Origin of the sequence: Streptomyces sp. NPDC006923 (assembly GCF_040635655.1) — a bacterium.
GTDB lineage: Bacteria > Actinomycetota > Actinomycetes > Streptomycetales > Streptomycetaceae > Streptomyces.
The window spans coordinates 275,028-293,070 of sequence record NZ_JBEYIF010000003.1 but is presented as its reverse complement, the minus strand read 5'-3'; the positions used below and the strand labels follow the sequence as shown (position 1 = coordinate 293,070).

The following is an 18,043-nucleotide window of genomic DNA, read 5'->3' as shown; positions in this document are numbered from 1 at the left end:
CAGGGCCGAGAGGTGAACGCACTGGTGAACCCGTTAACGGAATTGGCGCAGCAGGCAGAGCGGAGACTCCCCGAGCAGGCACTGCCCAGCCGGGAGGTCCTCGCGCGGCTCCGGAAGCACCCGCCGGGGCCCGTGCACATCATCGACCCGTTCAAGGTGCCGGTGGCCGAAGCCGTCGAGAAGGCCAGGGAGCTGACCCGGCTGGGCTTTCCGGCCATCATCCTGGCCAGCACCGACTACGAGGCGTTCGAGACGCGGATGGCGCCCTATGTGGCCCGCGTCAAAGCCGTCACCCCGCTCCCGGTGCTGCTGCACTTCCCGCCGCGAAGAGGCACCGGTTTCCCGCTCGTCGCCGGGGCCGACGCCGTGGTGCTGCCGGCCCTTCTCGGCTCCCGTGACGACTACTACGTCTGGAAGAGCTATCTGGAGACGCTTCTCACGCTGCCCGGCCGCATGGACCGTGAGCACTGGCCGGAGTTCCTGCTGACCGTGGCACTCACCTTCGGCGAGGACAGCAGGACCGGCGACCTGCTGGGGACCGTACCGGTCTCGCCGGCCCTGGACCAGCTCGACCAGCACATCGCGGTCACCCGCAGTTTCGGCTTCCACATGGTCTATCTGTATTCCCGCAACTCCCATGTGCCGCCCGAGGTGGTCCGGTACTTCCGGGACCGGCTCCATCCGGACCAGATCCTCTTTGTCAGCGGAAACGTTCGCTCGGCGGAGCGGATCGCGGTCTGTCTGGAGGCGGGCGCGGACTACGTGGGGTTCGCCGGGGCTCTCGAACAGCCGGACTGGCTGCCCGTGCTGGAGCGGATGGCCGCCGTGTACGGCACCGGCGGCCCGGAGGCACGGCGATGAGGGCCGCGCTGCCCCCGGACTACACCGCCGCCATGCTGGTCACGGAGGGGGCGAACCGCGACCGGGTGACCGCCTGCGTGGCCGCGACCGGTGGTTCGGCGGATCTGACGGCGCATGTCGCCGCACTGCGGCTCTATCTGCGTGTCCCCCACTTCCTTACGGAGTGGATCACCGACCCCCCGCTGCGCGCCAGGGTCTCGGCGGCGCTCGCGCTGGACATCGTGGCGATGAAACTGCTCGACGACCTGATGGACGACGACACCGGGCTGAACCGCATAGAGCTCGCCTGCGCGGCCCTGCGGCTGCATCTGACCGCGCTGCGGGAGCTGTGCGAGGAGTCCGCCGACGCCCAGGCCGTGGTGGACCTGCTGGAGCACGACTTCACCACCGTGTGCACCGGCCAGATCCGTACCAAGCGCCATCGCGCCCGGGATCTGGAGCAGTGGTGCGCCAACGCGAGCACCTATGGCGCGACCTTCCTGGGCTGCTACGGCGCGCTGGCGGCGCTGTGCGGCCGCAGGCCGGAGTGGACCGGCCCGGCGCGTTCCTTCGCCGAGGCGTTCGGCACGATCATCACGATCGCCGACGACCTCACCGACTACGACCGCGACGGGGAGCGGGACGGAAACCTGGGCCATCTGATGCGGACCGGTGATGTCACCGCTCAGGACGTCACGGACCTGCTGGAGAAGCTGCGGGCCCAGGCGCTCGGCGCGGTGCGGGAACAGCCGGTCTCGCACGGTCTGGTGGCGGTCGTCGACCTGTACACCGACGATGTGCTGGACCGGCTGCTCCCCGTGCACGCGCGCGGCTGACCGGGGGCCTACCGGGGACCGGCCCGGTAGGCCATCACATCACCCAGGACGAACAGGTCCACCGGGCTGTCCCGGAAGTCCTCCAGCACGTCCCGGACCGTGTGCGCGATGGCCCGGCCGGGGCCGTTCAGCGAGGTGTTGATCAGCGCGGGCACGCCGCTCAGGGTCTCGAACTCGGCGAGCAGCGTGTGCAGCCGTGCCTCGTCGGGCCCGAGGGTCTGGATCCGGCACGTCCCGTTGATGTGCCGGGCCTCCGGGGCCATGCCCTCGGGCAGCAGATACTCGAAGAGCATGTACGGCGAGGGCCGTTCGCCGGGGAACAGCTCAGCGAACCGCTCCTCGCGCATCACCGCGCCCAGCGGGCGGTACCACTCCCGCTGCTTCAGCTCCTCGCTCATCCGCTTGCGCATGCCGGGCACGGCGGGACTGCCGAGCAGCGAACGGTGGCCCAGGGCGCGCGGGCCGAGCTCCGCCGCGCCGTCCACCAGCGCGACCACCCCGCCGTCGCTCAGTTCCCCGGCCACCGCGGTCCTGTCGTACGGCACCGGTTCGAGACCGCTCGCGGAGAGCGCCGCCAGCACCTCCTCGCGGGAGTTCGCCGCGCCGTTGGCGTACACGCTCAGCGGTGCCACGTCCTGCCCGTACAGATACTTCTGCGCGTAGATCCCGGCGCCGGCCAGATGTCCGGCGTCGCCGCAGGCCGGAGGCACCGCGACGGCCCGGCCGAACCGCTCGCGCAGGACGGAGTTGGCGACGATGTTCAGCCCGCAGCCACCGCCGAGGGCGATCGGGCCGTCCTCGCGGACATGCCGGGCGAGCAGCCCGTGGACGGTCTCGGTGAAGAGTTCCTGGAAGGTCGCCACCACCCGCGCCATGCTCTCGAAGTCCCGGCCGAACTCGGGCCGGGAAGCCAGGTCCTGGCGCACCTCCTCGGCGAGCGCCAGATCGTGCATCACCCGGTGGTCCACGGCCTCCAGGATCTCGCGTACGCGCGGGTCCGGGGAGCCGTAGCCGCCGAGCGCCATCACCTTTCCGGCGACGCTGGGCGTTCTGCCGAAGCCGAGGAGATGGCCGATGGCGGTCCATCCGAAGCCGTTGCCGTACCAGGGCAGCGGATCCTTCTCCAGCCACTCCAGGCCGTCCCCGCCGACTCTGAACAGCGAACTGCGGGTGATCTGGCCGCGGCCCTCGTTGACCAGGACCGTCGTGCCCTCCTGGTGGCCCGCGTAGTGCGCCGCCAGAGCCGCGTGCGAGACCTCGTGCGTGACGACGACGCACTCCACCCGGCGCCCGAGGAGTTCGCAGGTGGTGCGGTGGTGCGGAGCGCCGCCCGCGATGCGTTCCATCGCGCGGTCCAGGTCGGGTATGCGCAGCAGGCCGCTGCGGACGGGGGTGCTCACCGCGACGAGTTCGACGCCGTCGGCGTCCACGTCCTCCTGGGACAGGACGTGCCGCAGCGCGATGTCGGAGCGGTGGTCGTGTTTGGTACGGGTCAGCCGCTCGGTCTCGACCGCGAAGGCGAGGCGGCCGTCCTTGAAGTATCCGACCCCCGTGTCGTGGCCGGCGGAGTGGAGTGACAGTACCTGCATCAGCTTCCCTTCTCGGTGGATGCCGGGTGACGCCCGCTCAGGCGGGTGGTTCCGCGTCGGCCGGCACGGGCGCACTGGCGGTGGAGTAGGGGGCCCAGCGGATCCCGCGCAGCGGGCGGCGGAACAGCCCGCGCAGATAGAGCTCCGCGCCGACCGCGGCGAACCAGCCGAAGTAGATCCATTTGATGGCGGCGTTGGCGACGCCGTGCGCCGTGCCCTTCGAGCCGTTCCAGCCGGTCAGCGGCCACATGCCGGGCAAAAGGATGTGGCGGACGTAGTGGCGGGTCACCGGCAGCGGCCAGTCGGCGAGGTCCACGAGGTGGTTGAGCAGGAGCCGGCGGATACGGCGGCGGGTCTCTCCCGCCGGTCCTGCCACGTGGTAGTGGCAGCGCGCGCCGGGCACCAGACGCAGATGGGCCAGCGGGTCCGGCAGGTCCGGGTCGAGCAGCCGGAAGCACACATAGCCGTCGTCCGAGACATACCGGTCCGGCATGCCGCCGGCCATGACCTCGGTGGCCACCAGGATGCAGCAGCCGTGCGGGTAGTTGGTGGCCGGTCCGGCGACCGCCTTGGCCCGGTGCAGCAGCCGGGAGGTGGTGTGCGGTTTGGCGTGCGGGATCTTTGTGGCGCCGACCGCGCCCCGGCAGCCGCCGGCCATGAAGTCGCCGACGAGGTGGGCCAGGCAGGCCGGCTCCAGGGTCACGTCGTCGTCGAGCCAGCCGACCCCGGCGCAGCCGAGTGTCTCCGCCACCGCGATGGCGGCGTTGAGCGTGCGCGGCTTTCCGGGGCCCGGCAGCGACAGTCCCGCGACGCGGACCGCTGACCGGTGCCCCCCGGCCCGGCGCAGCAGCGCCTCCAGCCGCCGGAGGGCCTCGGGCTCCTCCTCCGGGTCCGACCACTGCATCCCGAGGAGGAGCACGAAGCCCGCGCCGGGGTGCTCCCGTACCGCCTCGTCCACCCGTTCCAGCAGCCGGTCCAGGCGTTCCTCCTGTTCGGCGAGGGTGTGCCGGCGGACATAGGTGGGCGCGACAAGGGTGAACACCGGGTCCCCCGGGCCGCGCAGCGCGGCGGCGGCCTTCTCCGGGTCTCCGGTCGAGGAGCCGTCGTCCAGGAGATGGCGCACCGGTACGGTCCAGGTGTCGTCCGGGCGGTAGCCCCGTGCGACGGTGGCGCGCAGATGGCGCGGCAGGGCCGGTTCGCTCCGGTCCCGGGGCCGGCCCGGCCGCGCGGGCAGGTTCAGCCGTACGGGGGGCCGGCCGCCGTCAGAAGTCACGGTCGGTGTTGGAGGTCGACTTGGCCAGGCTCCGCAGCCCGTCCAGGGTGTTGAGCCACTGGCCGGTCGACGCCATGTGCGAGATCAGCGGGCGGGCCATGTCACGGCGCAGGAAGAACTTGCGATAGGCGATCTGGGCGCGCTGCTGGGCGTCGGGCACCAGGTATCCGATCCGCTGGTCGAACTCCCCGCGCACAAAGCGGTCCCAGTAGTCGGCGGGGATCCGTCCGGCGGCCACCGACTCGGTGTGCAGCGGGGTGCCCGGCAGCGGAGTGGCGGTGTAGAAGCTGGCGTAGTCGAGCGGGATGCGGCAGGCGAGGTCGACGGTACGGCGGAACTGCTCCTTGCTCTCGTCCAGCCAGCCCACGATGAAGTAGCCGAAGCCCTTGATGCCGGCCTCGTGGGCGGAGGTCACCGCGCGCTCGATCTTCCCGATGTCACTCTCCTTGCGCATCCGTTCGAGGATGTCGGAGTCCCCGTGCTCGATGCCGAAGCGCAGGCGGACGCAGCCGGCGCCCGCCATGGCCTCCAGGAGTTTCTCCGGGACGAGGTCGACCCGGGTGGGCGCCTCCCAGCGGACCTTGAGTCCGGTCCTGCCGATGAGTTCGCAGATCTCCCGGACCCGGCCGCGGTGGAGGGTGAACACGTCGTCGTAGAACATGATCTCCTTGACGCCCCAGCGTTTCTGGAGCTCCGTCATCTCGCCGACGACGTCCTCGGGAGAGCGGTACATCGACTTCTTGTCCACCGCCTGTTTGAAGCAGAAGCTGCACTTGAAGGGGCAGCCCCGGCTGGAGATCATCGTCGCGAAGGGCTTCGGCGCCATGATTGAGAAGTACCGGTCCATGGGCAGGCCCTCACGTTCCGGCCAGCCCACGTCCTCCAGGTTGACCATGGGCGCGGCGCCGCCGTCGAATTCGCGGCCCACCAGCCCGCGTATGCCCACCGGCTCCTCGCCCTGTTCCAGGGCCTCGGCCAGCTCCGGCATGATCGTGATGCCTTCACCGACGCCGACGTAGTCGATGCAGGAGTGGTAGAGGTTCTCGCGGGCGTAGACCTCGGTGTGCGGTCCGCCGAGGATGACCTTCGCTCCGGTGCTCTTCGCCGCCTCGCACGCCTCGACCGCTCCCGGCAGCCCCGGCGTCGTGGTGCTCACCCCGACCAGGTCGGGGCCGAAGTCGGCGAGGAGTTTGCGCAGTCCCTCGCTGTCCAGGCCGAGCGCGGGGGTGTCGATCTGTATGACGTTGTGGAATCCCGCGCTCTTGAGTGCCGTGTGGATATAGCCCAGGCCGAGGTGGGGCAGGACCCCCGCGCGCCGCTGGATCTGGCTGATCTGGCGGGTGTTGAGGCACAGGTCGTGATGGCGTACGAGCGCGATGCGCAGTTTGCGCTTGCGCCAGCGCGGCAGCGCGCGGCGCGCGGACGCGGTGTCCGGGGCGGCGGTAGAGCAGCCGCCCGACGCGCCGTTCGAGGATACGGAGGTCGAGATGACGGGCAGTGTCTTCCGCATGGTGTGCCCTCCTTGTTGGGGCTTACCGGGTGGGGTCGTACGGGCCGACACGGGACGCGTCGGTACGGGACGAGCGGGTGCGAGGCGCTGAGCCGGTGGGGAAACCGGCGGCGAGGGATTCGAGCTGGAGCAGATAGAGCGTCAGCGGCATCAGACGGCTGACCCGCTGGGGTCCCGGCCGGCCCCGGCCGCCGGCCAGCAGCCGCAGCAGCATCCGGTCGCCGCCGCGCCACCAGCCGGGTTCCGCGTACAGCGCGTGGCCGAGCAGACCGCGCAGATAGGCCGCGCGGTGGCGCAGTGTCAGGGCGGTGGACGCGGGCGGTCCGTCCCCGGCGAACCGCAGCGAGGCGTGGTGCGGAAACGCCCGGCGCAGGGCCTCGTCGTGCAGCCCGCCGTCGGTCAGCAGCCGCTCCGGCACCGAGGCGAGATGGTCGAACAGGTCGTGGTCGAGATAGGGCGCGTGGATCAGCGGGCCGCCGGGGACCAGCCGGTACGGCGTCAGGGCGACCGCCCGGCGGGTCCTGTTCCAGAAGTAGAACGACCCCGCGGGAAAGGCGGCCCCGGTGTGCCCGGCGAGTTCGGTGGCGAGGCGTCGGCGGGCGCGGTCCCGGCTCCACAGCCGTCCCAGCGCCGGGCTGAGCAGATGCTCGACGTGTGGTCCTGTCCGGCCGGCCAGCAGCAGGCGTCCGGCCTCTCCGGGCAGGTCCGTGGCGTCCAGGGGGGCGTCGCGGACGAAGGAGAGCGCGGGCGCGGGTCTGGCCAGCGCGTCGCCGCCCAGGCCGTCGTAGGTGATCCGGGTGTGGTGGCGAAGGTGGTCGAGGACGGGCAGCGCCCATGCCCCCTCGACGGAGGACAGGCCCTGGGCGCGGTTGGCGACCAGTTCGGCGTGGAACTCGGACGCGGGGCGGTCCAGGGTCAGATGAGGGATGCCGAGCCGGGCGGCCAGTTCGGCGGCCACCGGCGCGTCCGCCCCGGTGTCGGGCGGGAACTTCGAACCGCTCACGCACAGCCGGGGCGCGGCTCCCTGGCGTGCCAGCTCCAGCAGGAGATGGCGGGAGTCACGGCCGCCGCTCAGCGGCAGGACATAGGGCTCTCCCGGCAGTCTGCGGGCCACCGCGGCGCGGAACAGCTCGATGAGGCCGTCGACGGCCTCGCGGCGGGTCATCCGGGTCGCGGGGGCCGGGACGGCGCGGCCGGACTCCAGCCGCAGCGCGCCGGCGGACCAGGTCAGGGTCGCGGCCGGCGGCAGTGCCCGGACGGCCGCGAAGCAGGTGTCCTCGCCCAGGTAGAAGCCCAGTCTGAGGAAGACGGAGAGCGCGTCGTGGTCGAGCCCGGCGGGGGCTCCGAGGGCGGGCAGGTCCGTCGGCGAGGTGGCGAGCGCGATGCGGTCGCCGTCCGCCCAGTAGTAGAGAGGGAACATCCCGTACCGGTCGTTGCGTACCAGCAGGCGTTCGCCGTCCCACCGCCATTCGGCGAACACTCCCTCGTCGGCGCGGCCGGCGCGGCGCAGCCGGTGGCCCAGGCGCGCCGACGGGACTCCTTCGGCCCTGGTGCCGTCCGGGCCGTGTTCCAGCCGCAGATAGGGCGGGCGGGGGCGGGAGGCGGCCGTCGGCGCGCGTGTCACCGTGCGTCCAGGACGGTGCGTACGGCGGCGCCGATCCGGCGGACGACGGCCTCCTGGTCGAGCACGGTGTCGGCGAAGGAGAGGGCGGCCCGCTGGTGCCGTTCGATGGTGGCGGGGTGTCCGAGCCAGTCGTCGACGGCGCTCAGCAGTTCCCCGGGCGAGGCGCACGCCGCTCCCAGCCCGTGGTCCCGGATGAGTCCGGGGACCCAGCTCTCCATCGGCAGCCCGGATTCCAGCATGAGGACGGGTATGCCGAAGTAGGCCGCTTCCAGGGTGGTGTTGGGTCCCGCCTTGGAGATGAGCAGTCCGTGCGGGGACTTGGACGCCTGGCTGATGTAGTCGAAGTACTCGGCCTGGGTGAGCCGGCTGTGGAAGCGCCAGTCGCCCCGTGGCGCCCCGCTCGCCGCGGCGGCGGCCCGGCGCGCCAGTCCGGGGTCGTCGTAGCCGACGAAGACCAGGTCGGTGGCCGGGTGGCGGTGCGCGATGTGCTCCAGCACGCGCAGATAGGTCTCGCCGCCCCGGTTGCAGAAGACGATCACCTTGGGCCGGGTCTCGCCGCCGGTCCGCTCTCCCCAGGGCTCCGAGGCCCGGGGCCCGGAGCCGTCCGTCATGAAGTCGCTCAGATCGTGCTGGGCGACCAGCGGCCCGACCGTCCGTATCCGGCCGGGATCGGCGCCTTCCTCGGCGACCAGCCGGTCCTTCGCCCAGGGGAAGCCGACCAGGGTCAGGTCGGGGTGCGGGCTGCGGTGCAGGGGCAGGTCCAGCAGTCCGGGGTTGGTCAGGTGGTGGGCCACCGCCGTACGGACGCCCGCCAGTCGGCTCGCCGCGACGCACAGCCGGGCGACAAAGCCCTTCGTGCCGACGACGAGGTCCGGTTCCGTCTCGCGGAGATGCTTCACCAGACCGGTGAGCGCCGAGGCGTGCTCCGGCCCCGGGTCGGTCTCGAAGCCCCGGGGGAAGCGCTGCTGGAGACGGGACATGAGTGCCAGATAGCGCTCGGTCCTGGTGGCGGCGTCGGGACTCTCCAGCGAGATCGTGCGGATCTGCGCGCCGATGTCGCCGAGCCACGGCAGGAACGTTTCCGCCTCCAGCAGCGTCACCTGCACGTCGAGGGCACCGCGCAGGGCGCGGGAGAAGCTGGTGGCGGCCAGGAAGTTGCCGAACTCCCCCCAGGTCTTGGGTGACAGGACGTGCACTCGCTCAGACGGCATGACGGGTCTCCTTGGAGAGGACCGGCGGGCCACTGTGGGTGGTCCGGGCGGAAGCGAGCTGCCCCTCGTACCAGAGCTGGTAGCAGAGAAGCGCCCACAGCCGGCGGGAGTTGTCCCTGCGCCGGGTCAGGTGCGCGTCCACCAGACCCCGTACCGCCACCGGGTCGAACATCCCGCCGGCGGCCAGGGCGCCCGGCGCCAGGGAATCGACGAGCACCGGGCGCAGCGCTCCGCGCAGGAGTTCGGCGAGGGGTGTCCTGAAGCCCAGCTTGGTCTGCCGCACCGTCTGCCGGGGCAGCCAGTCCGCGGCGACGCCGCGCAGCAGGTACTTGCTGGTGAAGCGGCGCAGTTTGAGGTCGGTGGGCAGGCTGCCGCAGAATTCCACGAGGTCCAGGTCGAGGAACGGGGAACGGATCTCCAGGGCGCTGCGCATACCGCCGCGGTCGGCCTTGGTGAGGATGACATCACGCAGGAAGTGGCACATGATGCCGAGCTGGCTGCGTTCCATGGGGGTGAGGGCCGGCCGACCGGCGAGCAGCCGGGCGATCTCCCGGAAGGGCTCGTGGTCCGTGAGCCGCTCCCTCGCCCCGGCGGAGAAGAGGCCCGCGAGTTCACCGGGGCCGAAGGGGGCCGTCGAGGCGTAGAAGCGGTGCTCCGGCGCGGCTCTGACACCGCGTGCGAGCTGTTGCAGGGCGGCCCTGACCGGCAGGTTGCCGGACCGCTCCGGGAGGTGGCGGGCGAGCCGGGCGAGGGTCTGGATCCGGTCGGCCGGTATCACCCGCAGCAGGGTCTCCATGGCGCGTTCGGCCTGGAAGAAGCGGTAGCCGAGGAGGAGTTCGTCGGCGCCGTCGCCGGTCAGCACGCCGCGCACCCGGCGGCGCGCCTCGCGGCAGATCAGCCGGGTCGGCAGCAGCGAGGGGTCGGCGAGCGGTTCGTCCGCGCCGGCGTATTCGCCGGTGACGACCTCGGCGAGGTCGCGCTGCCCGACGCGGATGGTGTGGTGTTCGGTGCCCAGGTGCCTGGCCACCGCCTCGGCGTGGCCGGATTCGTCGAAGGCCGGATCGTCGAAGCCCGCGCTGAAGGTGGGCACCGGATCCGCGGAGAGGCGCTGTGCCACGGCGGCCACCGCGCTGGAGTCGAGACCTCCGCTGAGCAGTACGCCGAGCCGTCGCGGGGTGCTGGCGGTGCGGCGGGCGACGGCCGCCGTGAAGAGTTCCCCGAAGCGTGCCCCGGCCTCGCGCGCGGAGACCCGGCCGCGCGCCGGCCCGAGTTCGGGCCTCCAGTACTCCACCTCCTCTTCGCTCCCGCGCCGGAAGCGCAGATAGCTGCCGGGGCGGACCTTGTGGACACCGGTGACGGCCGATCCCGGGGCCGGGAACGCCTGGAGGACCAGATAGTCGGCGGTCGCGGTCACATCGGGGGTGCGCGGGCAGTCCGGGTGGCGCAGCAGCGCGGCGAGTTCGGAGGCGAAGGCGACCCCGTCCGGGGTTCTGGTGTAGTAGAGGGGTTTCTTGCCCAGCGGGTCCCTGACCAGCAGCGTGGTGTCCGTACGGGCGTCGTGGAGCGCGAAGGCGTACATGCCGCGGAGCCGGTCCAGGGCTCCGGCGCCCTCGCGTTCGTAGAGCTCCACCAGTACCTCGGTGTCGCTTGTCGTGCGCAGCGCGGCGCCGTCGGCCAGCAGGGCACGGCGCAGCTCGGCGTGGTTGTAGATCTCGCCGTTGAAGACGACCGCGACGGCGCCGCTGCGGGAGGTGAACGGCTGCCGGCCGCCTTCGGGGTCGACGAAGGCGAGCGCGCAGTGCGCGAAGGTGACGCCGCGGTGGTGACACCAGCCGGAACCGTCGGGCCCCCGGTGCGCGATCGCCGAGAGCATCCGCTCCGCGGTGGCGCGGGAGGTCTCCGGCGCCCCCCGGGGGTCGCTGAAGCCCACGAAGCCGCACATGCGGTTACCTCGGGCGGGTCGGGGCGGTCTCCAGCAGCGCCGCGGCGGCCGCCGGTGGTCGGGCTCCGGCCGCCAGCCATCGGCGTGTCCAGTCGATCTGGGCGGCGAGGCCGTCGCGCAGACTGGTCTCGGGCCGGTAGCCGAGCAGGCCCTGGGCGCGGGTGAGGTCGGCCACGGTGGCGTCGACGTCGCCGAGCCGGGTGGGGCCGTACCGGGCGTCCGGCTTGACCCCGGTCAACTCAGCGGCGAGCGCGAGGAGTTCGTTGAGGGACACCGGGTCGTTGCCCCCCACGTTGATCACACCGCTCTCCACGGGCCGGCGTCCGGGAGCACCGACGAGCATCAGCGCCCGCACGATGTCGCCGACGTAGACGAAGTCCCGGCGCTGGGTGCCGTCACCGTGGATCTGGATCGGCTTGTCCTCCAGTACCGCGCGGACCATCCGTGAGATGAACATGTCGGGCCGCTGACCGGGCCCGTAGACGGTGAAGAAGCGCAGCGCCGTCACACACATGTCGGTGTCCGCCCGTGCGGCGAAGGCCAGTGCCAGGCGTTCCGCGGCGAGTTTGGTCACTCCGTACGGCGACGCCGGCTGGGGCAGCAGATCCTCCCCCATGGCCCGGGTGGCGTTTCCGTAGACACTCGACGAGGAGGCCACGACCAGGTGCGGTACACCCGAGCGGACACATGAATCCAGTAGTCGCTGGGTGGCCAGGACATTGCAGTGCAAATATTCGGGAAACTCTGTCCACGAAGGCCGGACTCCGGGTATCGCCGCGAGATGGAATACCACGTCCGCATTGGTCAGCACGGCGGACAGATCGGTTTTGGCCAGATCGCAGCGGACCGCGTGAAAGTCTCCCGCGTCGGCCGGCAAGGGCGTATCGCTGCGGACCGCCACTTCCCGGCGGTCGATTCCCACTACGTTCCGGCCACCGCGGCGCAATGCCTCGACCAGATGGGAGCCGATGAATCCAGCGGCGCCGGTGACCACGTCATACTTGGCATTTCCCGGTACGAGTGCATCGCGTAACAAGATCTCCCCCTTGTGCCGTGGCGAGTACGGTTTCTCAAGGCGGTGCGACGTGCGTGGAGCCCTGTTCAGCAGCTTCCGGGCCGGCATGGGGGGAGGTGGTGCGAACGCTCCCCGCGCATCCTCGCCGGTGTAATGCCGCGAGGGATGACCGAACGTGCCGGATACCCGGCTGATCGGGGCGTCATAACGTGGTGAACGCGCCCCGTATCAGGATCCGGTGGAGCCTAACAGCGCTCCCATTCAATGGGCAATGACGCCTCGGCGGTTTCACAGGAATACTGGAAAAGGTACGTCGCATTCCGGTTCCCGATGACCGGACCGGCGTCCTCTTCCGCCGGCTCCGTGCCGTCTTTATGCTGTCGCTGTTCCGCACTCCGCCGCTCGTGGATCAACGGGGAGGAACCGCGATGGCAGACAGCCCCGAGCCCGCCCGGGATGTTTCCGGCGGGCCGGCGGACGCCGGGCCCATGGGGCGTCAGCTCGCCCGGCTCGCCCGCTACACGCGCGGAGAATGGCGGTCCATGACGGTGCTCGCCGTGCTGGTCCCGGCGGCCGTCGGCCTCCAGCTCGCGGCGCCCGAGGTGATGCGGAGATTCATCGACGGCGCGCTGAACGGCCGCCCGACGGACGCGCTGCTCCAACTGGCGCTGTGGTACCTGGCGTTCGCCGTGGGCCAGCTCATCGCCTCGGTGGCGTCCGACTACGCCGCCACCCGGCTCGCCTGGCGCGGCACCAACCGGCTGCGCGACGATCTCGTCGCCCACTGTCTGCGCCGCCCGGCCCGTTTCTACCAGCGTTATCCGCCCGGCGAGCTGGTGGACCGGATGGACGGCGATGTCACCCGGCTGGCCGGCGTGATGTCGGTCCTGCTGCTGGAGATCGTGGCCCAGGCCCTGCTGGTCGCCGGCATCCTCGCCGCGCTGTTCCACCTGGACTGGCGGTTCGGCCTGGTCTTCGCTCCTTTCGCGCTGGCCACCCTGCTGCTCCTGCGCAGGCTGGTCGGCCGGGCCGTCCCCTTTGTCGCCGCCCGTCGCGCCTCGGGCGCGGAACTCGTCGGCTTCCTGGAGGAGCGCCTCGCCGGCGCGGAGGACCTGCGGACCAACGGCGCCGTGCCGTTCACCATGCGGGCTCTGGAGACGCGGCTCGGCGTCCTGTACGACCGGGCGCGCCGCGCCGCCCGGGTCTCCGTCCAGTGGCCCGCCACCACCCAGGGGCTGTCCACCGTCAGCGTGGTGCTGGCGCTGGTGCTGAGCGTCTGGCTCCGGGCGGCCGGACAGATCTCCACCGGCACCACCTTCGCCGTGCTCTCGTACGCGATGCTGCTGCGCAGGCCGCTGCAGAGCATCACCACCCGCTTCCAGGACATCGAGGAGGCCGTGGTGAGTGTGCGCCGCATCGGGGAGCTGCTGCGTGAGGGCGGCACGGGTCCGAGGGGCACCCGCCGACTGCCCGCGCGACCGCTGGACGCCCGCTTCGACGCGGTGTCCTTCGCGTACCGGACGGGTGAGCCGGTGCTGCGCGAGGTCTCCTTCGCGCTGCGGCCGGGCGAGCGCCTCGGCGTGGTCGGACGCACCGGCAGCGGCAAGTCGACGGTGGTCCGTCTGCTGTTCGGTCTGCACCATCCGGCGCGCGGCTCCGTCACGATCGGCGGCCGGGAGGTGCGGACCCTCGATGTGCGCTCGCTGCGCACCAGGGTCGCGCTGATCACCCAGGAGGTGCATGTCTTCCATGCCACGCTGCGCGACAACCTCACCTTCTTCGACGGCTCCGTCGAGGACGGCCGGCTGCTCGCGGCCCTGGACGAGGCGGGGCTCGACACCTGGTACCGGGAGCTGCCCGAGGGGCTGGACACCGTCCTCGGCACCGGGGCGCGCGGAGTCTCGGCGGGGCAGGAGCAGCTTGTCGCCCTGGCCCGCGCCTTCCTGCGGGATCCGGCCGTGGTGCTGATGGACGAGCCGTCCGCCCGGCTCGACCCGCACACCGAGCAGCTTCTGGCCCCGGCGATGGAGCGGCTGCTGCACGGGCGGACGGCGGTGATGGTGCATCACCGGCTGCACGCGCTGCGACAGGTGGACCGGATCCTTGTGCTGGAGGAAGGCCGGGCGGTCGAGCAGGGCCCGCGCGGCGAGCTGGCCGCCGATCCGGCCTCCCGCTATCACGGCCTGCTGCGGACGGGCGGGACGGCGCGGTGACAGCGGTCGTCTCCCGGTTGCGCGCGGTGCTCGGAGGTCTGGCCGGCACGTACTGGGGTCTGACCGGACTGTGGGTCCTGCTGCGGTTCGGCACACTCGTGGTCGGCCTGCTGTTCCAGCGGCTCTTCGACGAACTCGGCGACGGCACCGCCGCGGGCGGCGCGATGTGGCTGCTCATCGCCTGGGTGGCGGCGGTCGAAGGGGCCCGGCTCTTCCTCCAGTTCGGCGTGATGCTGAACCGGCTGGAACCACGCCTGCAGTACCGGGCGACCGCCGGGCTGCGGCGCGCGCTGCTGGGATCGGCGCTGCGCCGGCCCGGCGTGGCGTCCCGCACGACGACGGGCGAGTCGCTGCGGGCCGTCGGCGAGGATGTCGAGGAGGTCGGATTCTTTGTCGTCTGGGCTCCGACGAACCTCGCCCGCTGGCTGTTCGCGGTGGCCGCCGTCACCATCATGATGCGGATCGACGCACTGGTCACCTGCGCGCTGCTGGGCCTGCTGATCCTCATCACGGCGGTGACCGCCGTCGCTCACAGCCGCTATCTGGCCTACCGGCAGACCACCCGTACCGCCTCGGCGCGGGTCGCCGGAGCCCTCCGGGAATCCGTCAGCTCCGTCCAGGCGGTGCAGGCCGCGGCGGCCGAGGAGCATGTCACCGCGCACATCCGGCGGCTGAACGAGGCGCGCGGCAGTGTCGCGGTCCGGGAGGAACTCTTCGCCAGCGCCCAGCGCAACGCCATCGGCAACGCGGCCTCGCTGGGCATCGGTCTGGTGCTGCTGCTCACCGCCGGCCGCATCCGCGACGGCGGCTTCACCGTGGGAGACCTGGCTCTCTTCACCTTCTATCTGCAGATCCTGACGGAGACGCTGGCCTCGCTCGGCATCCTGTCGGTACGGCTGCAACGCGTGGCGGTGGCCCTCGACCGCATCACCGGCTTTCTCGGGGAGCGGCTGCGCGACGCGCTCCACGCGAGCACGGCCCCACCGGCGTCCGGGCCGGGAGCGAGGCCCGGCGCGGGCACGGCCCCCGTACCGTCTCCGGAGGGCAGCGCGCGGGACGCGCCGGAGCGGGACCACCTGACCGTACGAGGACTGACCGCCCGGCAGTCCGCCTCGTCCTTCCAGGTGCGGGGGATAGAGCTGGCGGTCCGCCGGAGATCCCTCACGGTGATCACCGGCCGCGTCGGCTCGGGAAAGACCACACTCCTGCGGGCCGTGCTCGGACTCACTCCGCTGGAGAGCGGCGAGATCCGGTGGAAAGGAGAACGGGTGCGGGACCCGGCGGCTTTTCTCACACCGCCGCGCTGCGCCTGCACCTCGCAGAACCCCCGGCTGTTCAGCGGGACAGTCAGGGAGAACATCCTGCTCGGCGAGGACGACGAGGCCGCGCTCGCCGAGGCGGTGCACACGGTGCTGCTCGGGCCGGATCTGGCGGCCATGCGGGACGGCCTCGACACCGTGGTGGGGCCGCGCGGTCTGCGGCTCTCCGGTGGCCAGATCCAGCGCATCGCCCTGGCCCGGATGCTTGTCCGCAGGCCCGAACTCCTGGTGCTGGACGATGTGTCCAGCGCGCTGGACGCGGAGACCGAACGGATCATGTGGGACCGGCTGCTGGCGACCGGCGCGACGGTGCTGGCGGTCTCGCATCGTCCCTCGGTGCTCCGCGCCGCCGACCGGATCCTGCTGCTGCGGGACGGGCGCGCGGAGGCCACCGGGGCCCTCGGGGAACTGCTCGCCACCTCCGCCGAGATGCGGCTGCTGTGGGACGCCGAGTCCACCGCCGCTCCGGAGCGTCCCGCCTCGGAGTAGCCGCGGCGGCAGGAGGCCGCGTCAGCGGGCCGGCGCGCGGAACTCCGCGGCATGCGGCCGGAGGGCGTCACGCATACGGAGGGGCTCGCGTCCCGTGATCCGCCGTACGTCGTCGGAGACCCGGTCGTACCGGTTCTGGGCGTGCAGCTTGCCCATGGTCACGATGTGGTCCGCCACATACGGAGGGACCGGCAGTGCTGTCCTGACCCGCTCGCTCCACTCGTCCCAGGGCACATCCACATAGGTGACGGGCCGTTCCAGCGCCGCCGCGTACTCCTCGGCCATCTCGTTCATGTCCAGGCTGAACGGCCCCGTCAGCTCGTAGACGCTGCCAATGTGACCGGCGGGCTCCGCGAGGATCGCGGCCATGACGCGCGCCACGTCCCACGCGGCGACGGGTGAGGTACGCGCCGTGCCGAAGGGCAGCCGCAGCGTCCCGTCGCGGACGATCGAATCGGCGGCGACGTTGGTGAAGAGCGGGTTCTCGACAAAGACGGTCGGCCGGACATGCACCACGGGAAGGCCGGACCAGTTCATCACCTGTTCAACCATCCAGTGCATCCTCTGCTGCCTGGACTCCTCGGTGCTCGTCGATGTCATCTGGGAGACCGTCATCTGGGAGATGTTGACAAGCACGTCGAGGCCGGACGCCTCGCGTGCCAGCGCCGTGAGACCCACCGCCACCTCGAGGTACGAGGCCGACACGCTCATACCGAAGTAGATCCCGCGGCAGTCGGCCATGGCGGCGGCGACGTCCGGCGCCCGGGTGAGGTCACCCACCACGACCTCGGCACCGGTCTTCCGCAGCGCCCGGGCCCGGTCGTCCTCGGTCCGGACCATGGCGCGGACCGGCAGGTTCCGTTCCCTCAGAAGCTGTACGACCGTACGGCCCACGGCCCCGATGTTTCCGGCGGCCCCGGTCACCAGAGTGGGCGAAGTGGTGCTCATCGAATCTCCCGGGAGTCTCCGCTGCGGCAACGCCGCCAGACCCCTTCTCGACCCTATGGCGAGGCCCGGGGCCGGGCAACACGTCCAATCCCCGCCCCGCCCGGTCCTAAGGACCGTCCGCCCCGTGCGGTGTGATGACGGTGATGCCCGGACGCGAACCGTCACTCATCGCCGCCAGCGCGGCGGGCGCCTCCGCCAGCCCGACGACTGACGTGACCAGCAGATCGGGGCGCAGCGCCCCGGTGCTCACCTGTCCCATCAGCTCCGGGTACGCGTGGGCGGCCATCCCGTGGCTGCCGAGGATTTCGAGTTCGAGCGCGACAACGCGGTCCATCGGCACGGTGGTGCCGCTCGACGGCATCAGCCCGACCTGTACATGCCTGCCCCGCCGCCGCAGGCTCTCCAGGGACGCGCGGCAGGTCGCCCCGGAGCCGAGCGCGTCGAGGGAGACATGCGCGCCGCCGCCCGTGGCCTCCCGTACCGCCGCGGCGGTGGCGCCACTCGTCGGGGAGGCGTCCACACATACCTCGGCGCCCAGGCTCCTGGCCAGCTCCAGCGCGCCCGGCGCGACATCGACCGCGACGACTCTCGCCCCGCAGGCAGCCGCGATCATCACCGCGGACAGTCCCACTCCCCCGCAGCCATGGACGGCCACCCACTCGCCGGACCGGGTGCGGCCCTGGGCCACAACGGCCCGGTAGGCGGTGGCGAACCGGCAGCCGAGGGCCGCCGCGGTGATGAAGGACATGTTCTCGGGGACAGCCACCAGGTTGACATCGGCCCGGTGCACCGCGACGTACTCGGCGAACGACCCCCAGTGGGTGAAGCCGGGCTGCTCCTGGCGCTCGCAGACCTGCTGATCGCCTGCCGCGCACGCGGCACAGCGGCCGCAGGCGCAGACGAAGGGCACGGTGACCCGGTCGCCCACCCGCCAGTTGGCGACCTCGGAGCCCACCGCCTCGATGCGGCCCGACAGTTCATGGCCGGGCACATGAGGCAGGGCGATGCCGTCGTCATGGCCCATCCAGCCGTGCCAGTCGCTGCGGCACAGTCCCGTCGCCTCGACGCGCACCACCACCCCGGCGGCCGGCGGCGCGGGATCCGGCACCTCCCGTACGTCCGGCAGCCGCCCGAACTCCTCGAACACCACTGCGCGCACGAGCCCCACTCCCCCTGTCCGGTCACCGGTCCTGAGCCGGTCCGGATTCCATTGGACCACCGCGATCAGCGCTAC

13 protein-coding genes are annotated in these 18,043 nt (G+C 71.8%); 4 read left to right on the top strand and 9 right to left on the bottom strand.

Going from position 1 to position 18,043, the window contains the following annotated elements:
• Nucleotides 1-24 precede the first annotated feature (24 nt).
• Nucleotides 25-861 carry a geranylgeranylglyceryl/heptaprenylglyceryl phosphate synthase gene (locus ABZ707_RS07240; protein WP_360169157.1) on the top strand — a complete coding sequence of 279 codons (837 nt, stop codon included), beginning with the start codon at nt 25-27 and terminating at the stop codon, nt 859-861.
• A complete protein-coding gene (locus ABZ707_RS07235; RefSeq protein ID WP_360169154.1) occupies nt 858-1,676 on the top strand; it encodes a class 1 isoprenoid biosynthesis enzyme in 819 nt (272 codons plus the stop codon). Before ABZ707_RS07240 ends, ABZ707_RS07235 begins: the two co-directional genes overlap by 4 nt.
• A gap of 8 nt (nt 1,677-1,684) precedes the next feature.
• Here ABZ707_RS07235 and ABZ707_RS07230 read toward each other — a convergent pair whose 3' ends face one another.
• The 7 genes from ABZ707_RS07230 to ABZ707_RS07200 are packed head-to-tail and all read right to left on the bottom strand — an operon-like array spanning nt 1,685 to nt 11,948.
• Nucleotides 1,685-3,265 (bottom strand): carbamoyltransferase C-terminal domain-containing protein, encoded by a 1,581-nt coding sequence (locus ABZ707_RS07230; RefSeq protein WP_360169151.1) that lies wholly within the window; start codon nt 3,263-3,265, stop codon nt 1,685-1,687.
• 37 nt (nt 3,266-3,302) lie between these two features.
• On the bottom strand, nt 3,303-4,538 hold the full coding sequence (locus tag ABZ707_RS07225) for a hypothetical protein (RefSeq protein WP_360169148.1): 1,236 nt from the start codon (nt 4,536-4,538) through the stop codon (nt 3,303-3,305).
• The gene (locus ABZ707_RS07220; RefSeq protein WP_360169145.1) at nt 4,528-6,048 is read right to left on the bottom strand and encodes a radical SAM protein; all 1,521 of its coding nucleotides are present in this window, start codon (nt 6,046-6,048) and stop codon (nt 4,528-4,530) included. Before ABZ707_RS07220 ends, ABZ707_RS07225 begins: the two co-directional genes overlap by 11 nt.
• Before the next feature lie 22 nt (nt 6,049-6,070).
• Nucleotides 6,071-7,672, bottom strand: a complete 1,602-nt coding sequence (locus ABZ707_RS07215; protein ID WP_360169142.1) for an asparagine synthetase B family protein — start codon at nt 7,670-7,672, stop codon at nt 6,071-6,073.
• The gene (locus tag ABZ707_RS07210) at nt 7,669-8,883 is read right to left on the bottom strand and encodes a Moenomycin biosynthesis protein MoeGT1 (RefSeq protein WP_360169139.1); all 1,215 of its coding nucleotides are present in this window, start codon (nt 8,881-8,883) and stop codon (nt 7,669-7,671) included. The genes ABZ707_RS07215 and ABZ707_RS07210 overlap by 4 nt, the downstream gene beginning before the upstream one ends.
• The gene (gene asnB / locus ABZ707_RS07205) at nt 8,873-10,825 is read right to left on the bottom strand and encodes an asparagine synthase (glutamine-hydrolyzing) (RefSeq protein WP_360169136.1); all 1,953 of its coding nucleotides are present in this window, start codon (nt 10,823-10,825) and stop codon (nt 8,873-8,875) included. The genes ABZ707_RS07210 and asnB overlap by 11 nt, the downstream gene beginning before the upstream one ends.
• A 4-nt stretch (nt 10,826-10,829) precedes the next feature.
• Nucleotides 10,830-11,948: an NAD-dependent epimerase/dehydratase family protein gene (locus ABZ707_RS07200; RefSeq protein ID WP_360169133.1), complete on the bottom strand. Its 1,119-nt coding sequence runs from the start codon at nt 11,946-11,948 to the stop codon at nt 10,830-10,832.
• A 320-nt stretch (nt 11,949-12,268) separates the two neighbouring features.
• On the opposite strand from ABZ707_RS07200, the gene ABZ707_RS07195 reads away from it, so the two are divergent.
• On the top strand, nt 12,269-14,053 hold the full coding sequence (locus ABZ707_RS07195; protein ID WP_360169130.1) for an ABC transporter ATP-binding protein: 1,785 nt from the start codon (nt 12,269-12,271) through the stop codon (nt 14,051-14,053).
• Nucleotides 14,050-15,861: an ABC transporter ATP-binding protein gene (locus ABZ707_RS07190; protein WP_360169127.1), complete on the top strand. Its 1,812-nt coding sequence runs from the start codon at nt 14,050-14,052 to the stop codon at nt 15,859-15,861. Before ABZ707_RS07195 ends, ABZ707_RS07190 begins: the two co-directional genes overlap by 4 nt.
• 21 nt (nt 15,862-15,882) lie before the next feature.
• On the opposite strand, the gene ABZ707_RS07185 is transcribed toward ABZ707_RS07190, so the two are convergent.
• Nucleotides 15,883-16,809, bottom strand: a complete 927-nt coding sequence (locus tag ABZ707_RS07185) for an NAD(P)H-binding protein (RefSeq protein ID WP_360169124.1) — start codon at nt 16,807-16,809, stop codon at nt 15,883-15,885.
• 106 nt (nt 16,810-16,915) lie between these two features.
• Nucleotides 16,916-17,968 carry a zinc-dependent alcohol dehydrogenase family protein gene (locus tag ABZ707_RS07180; RefSeq protein WP_360169121.1) on the bottom strand — a complete coding sequence of 351 codons (1,053 nt, stop codon included), beginning with the start codon at nt 17,966-17,968 and terminating at the stop codon, nt 16,916-16,918.
• Nucleotides 17,969-18,043: the final 75 nt, after the last annotated feature.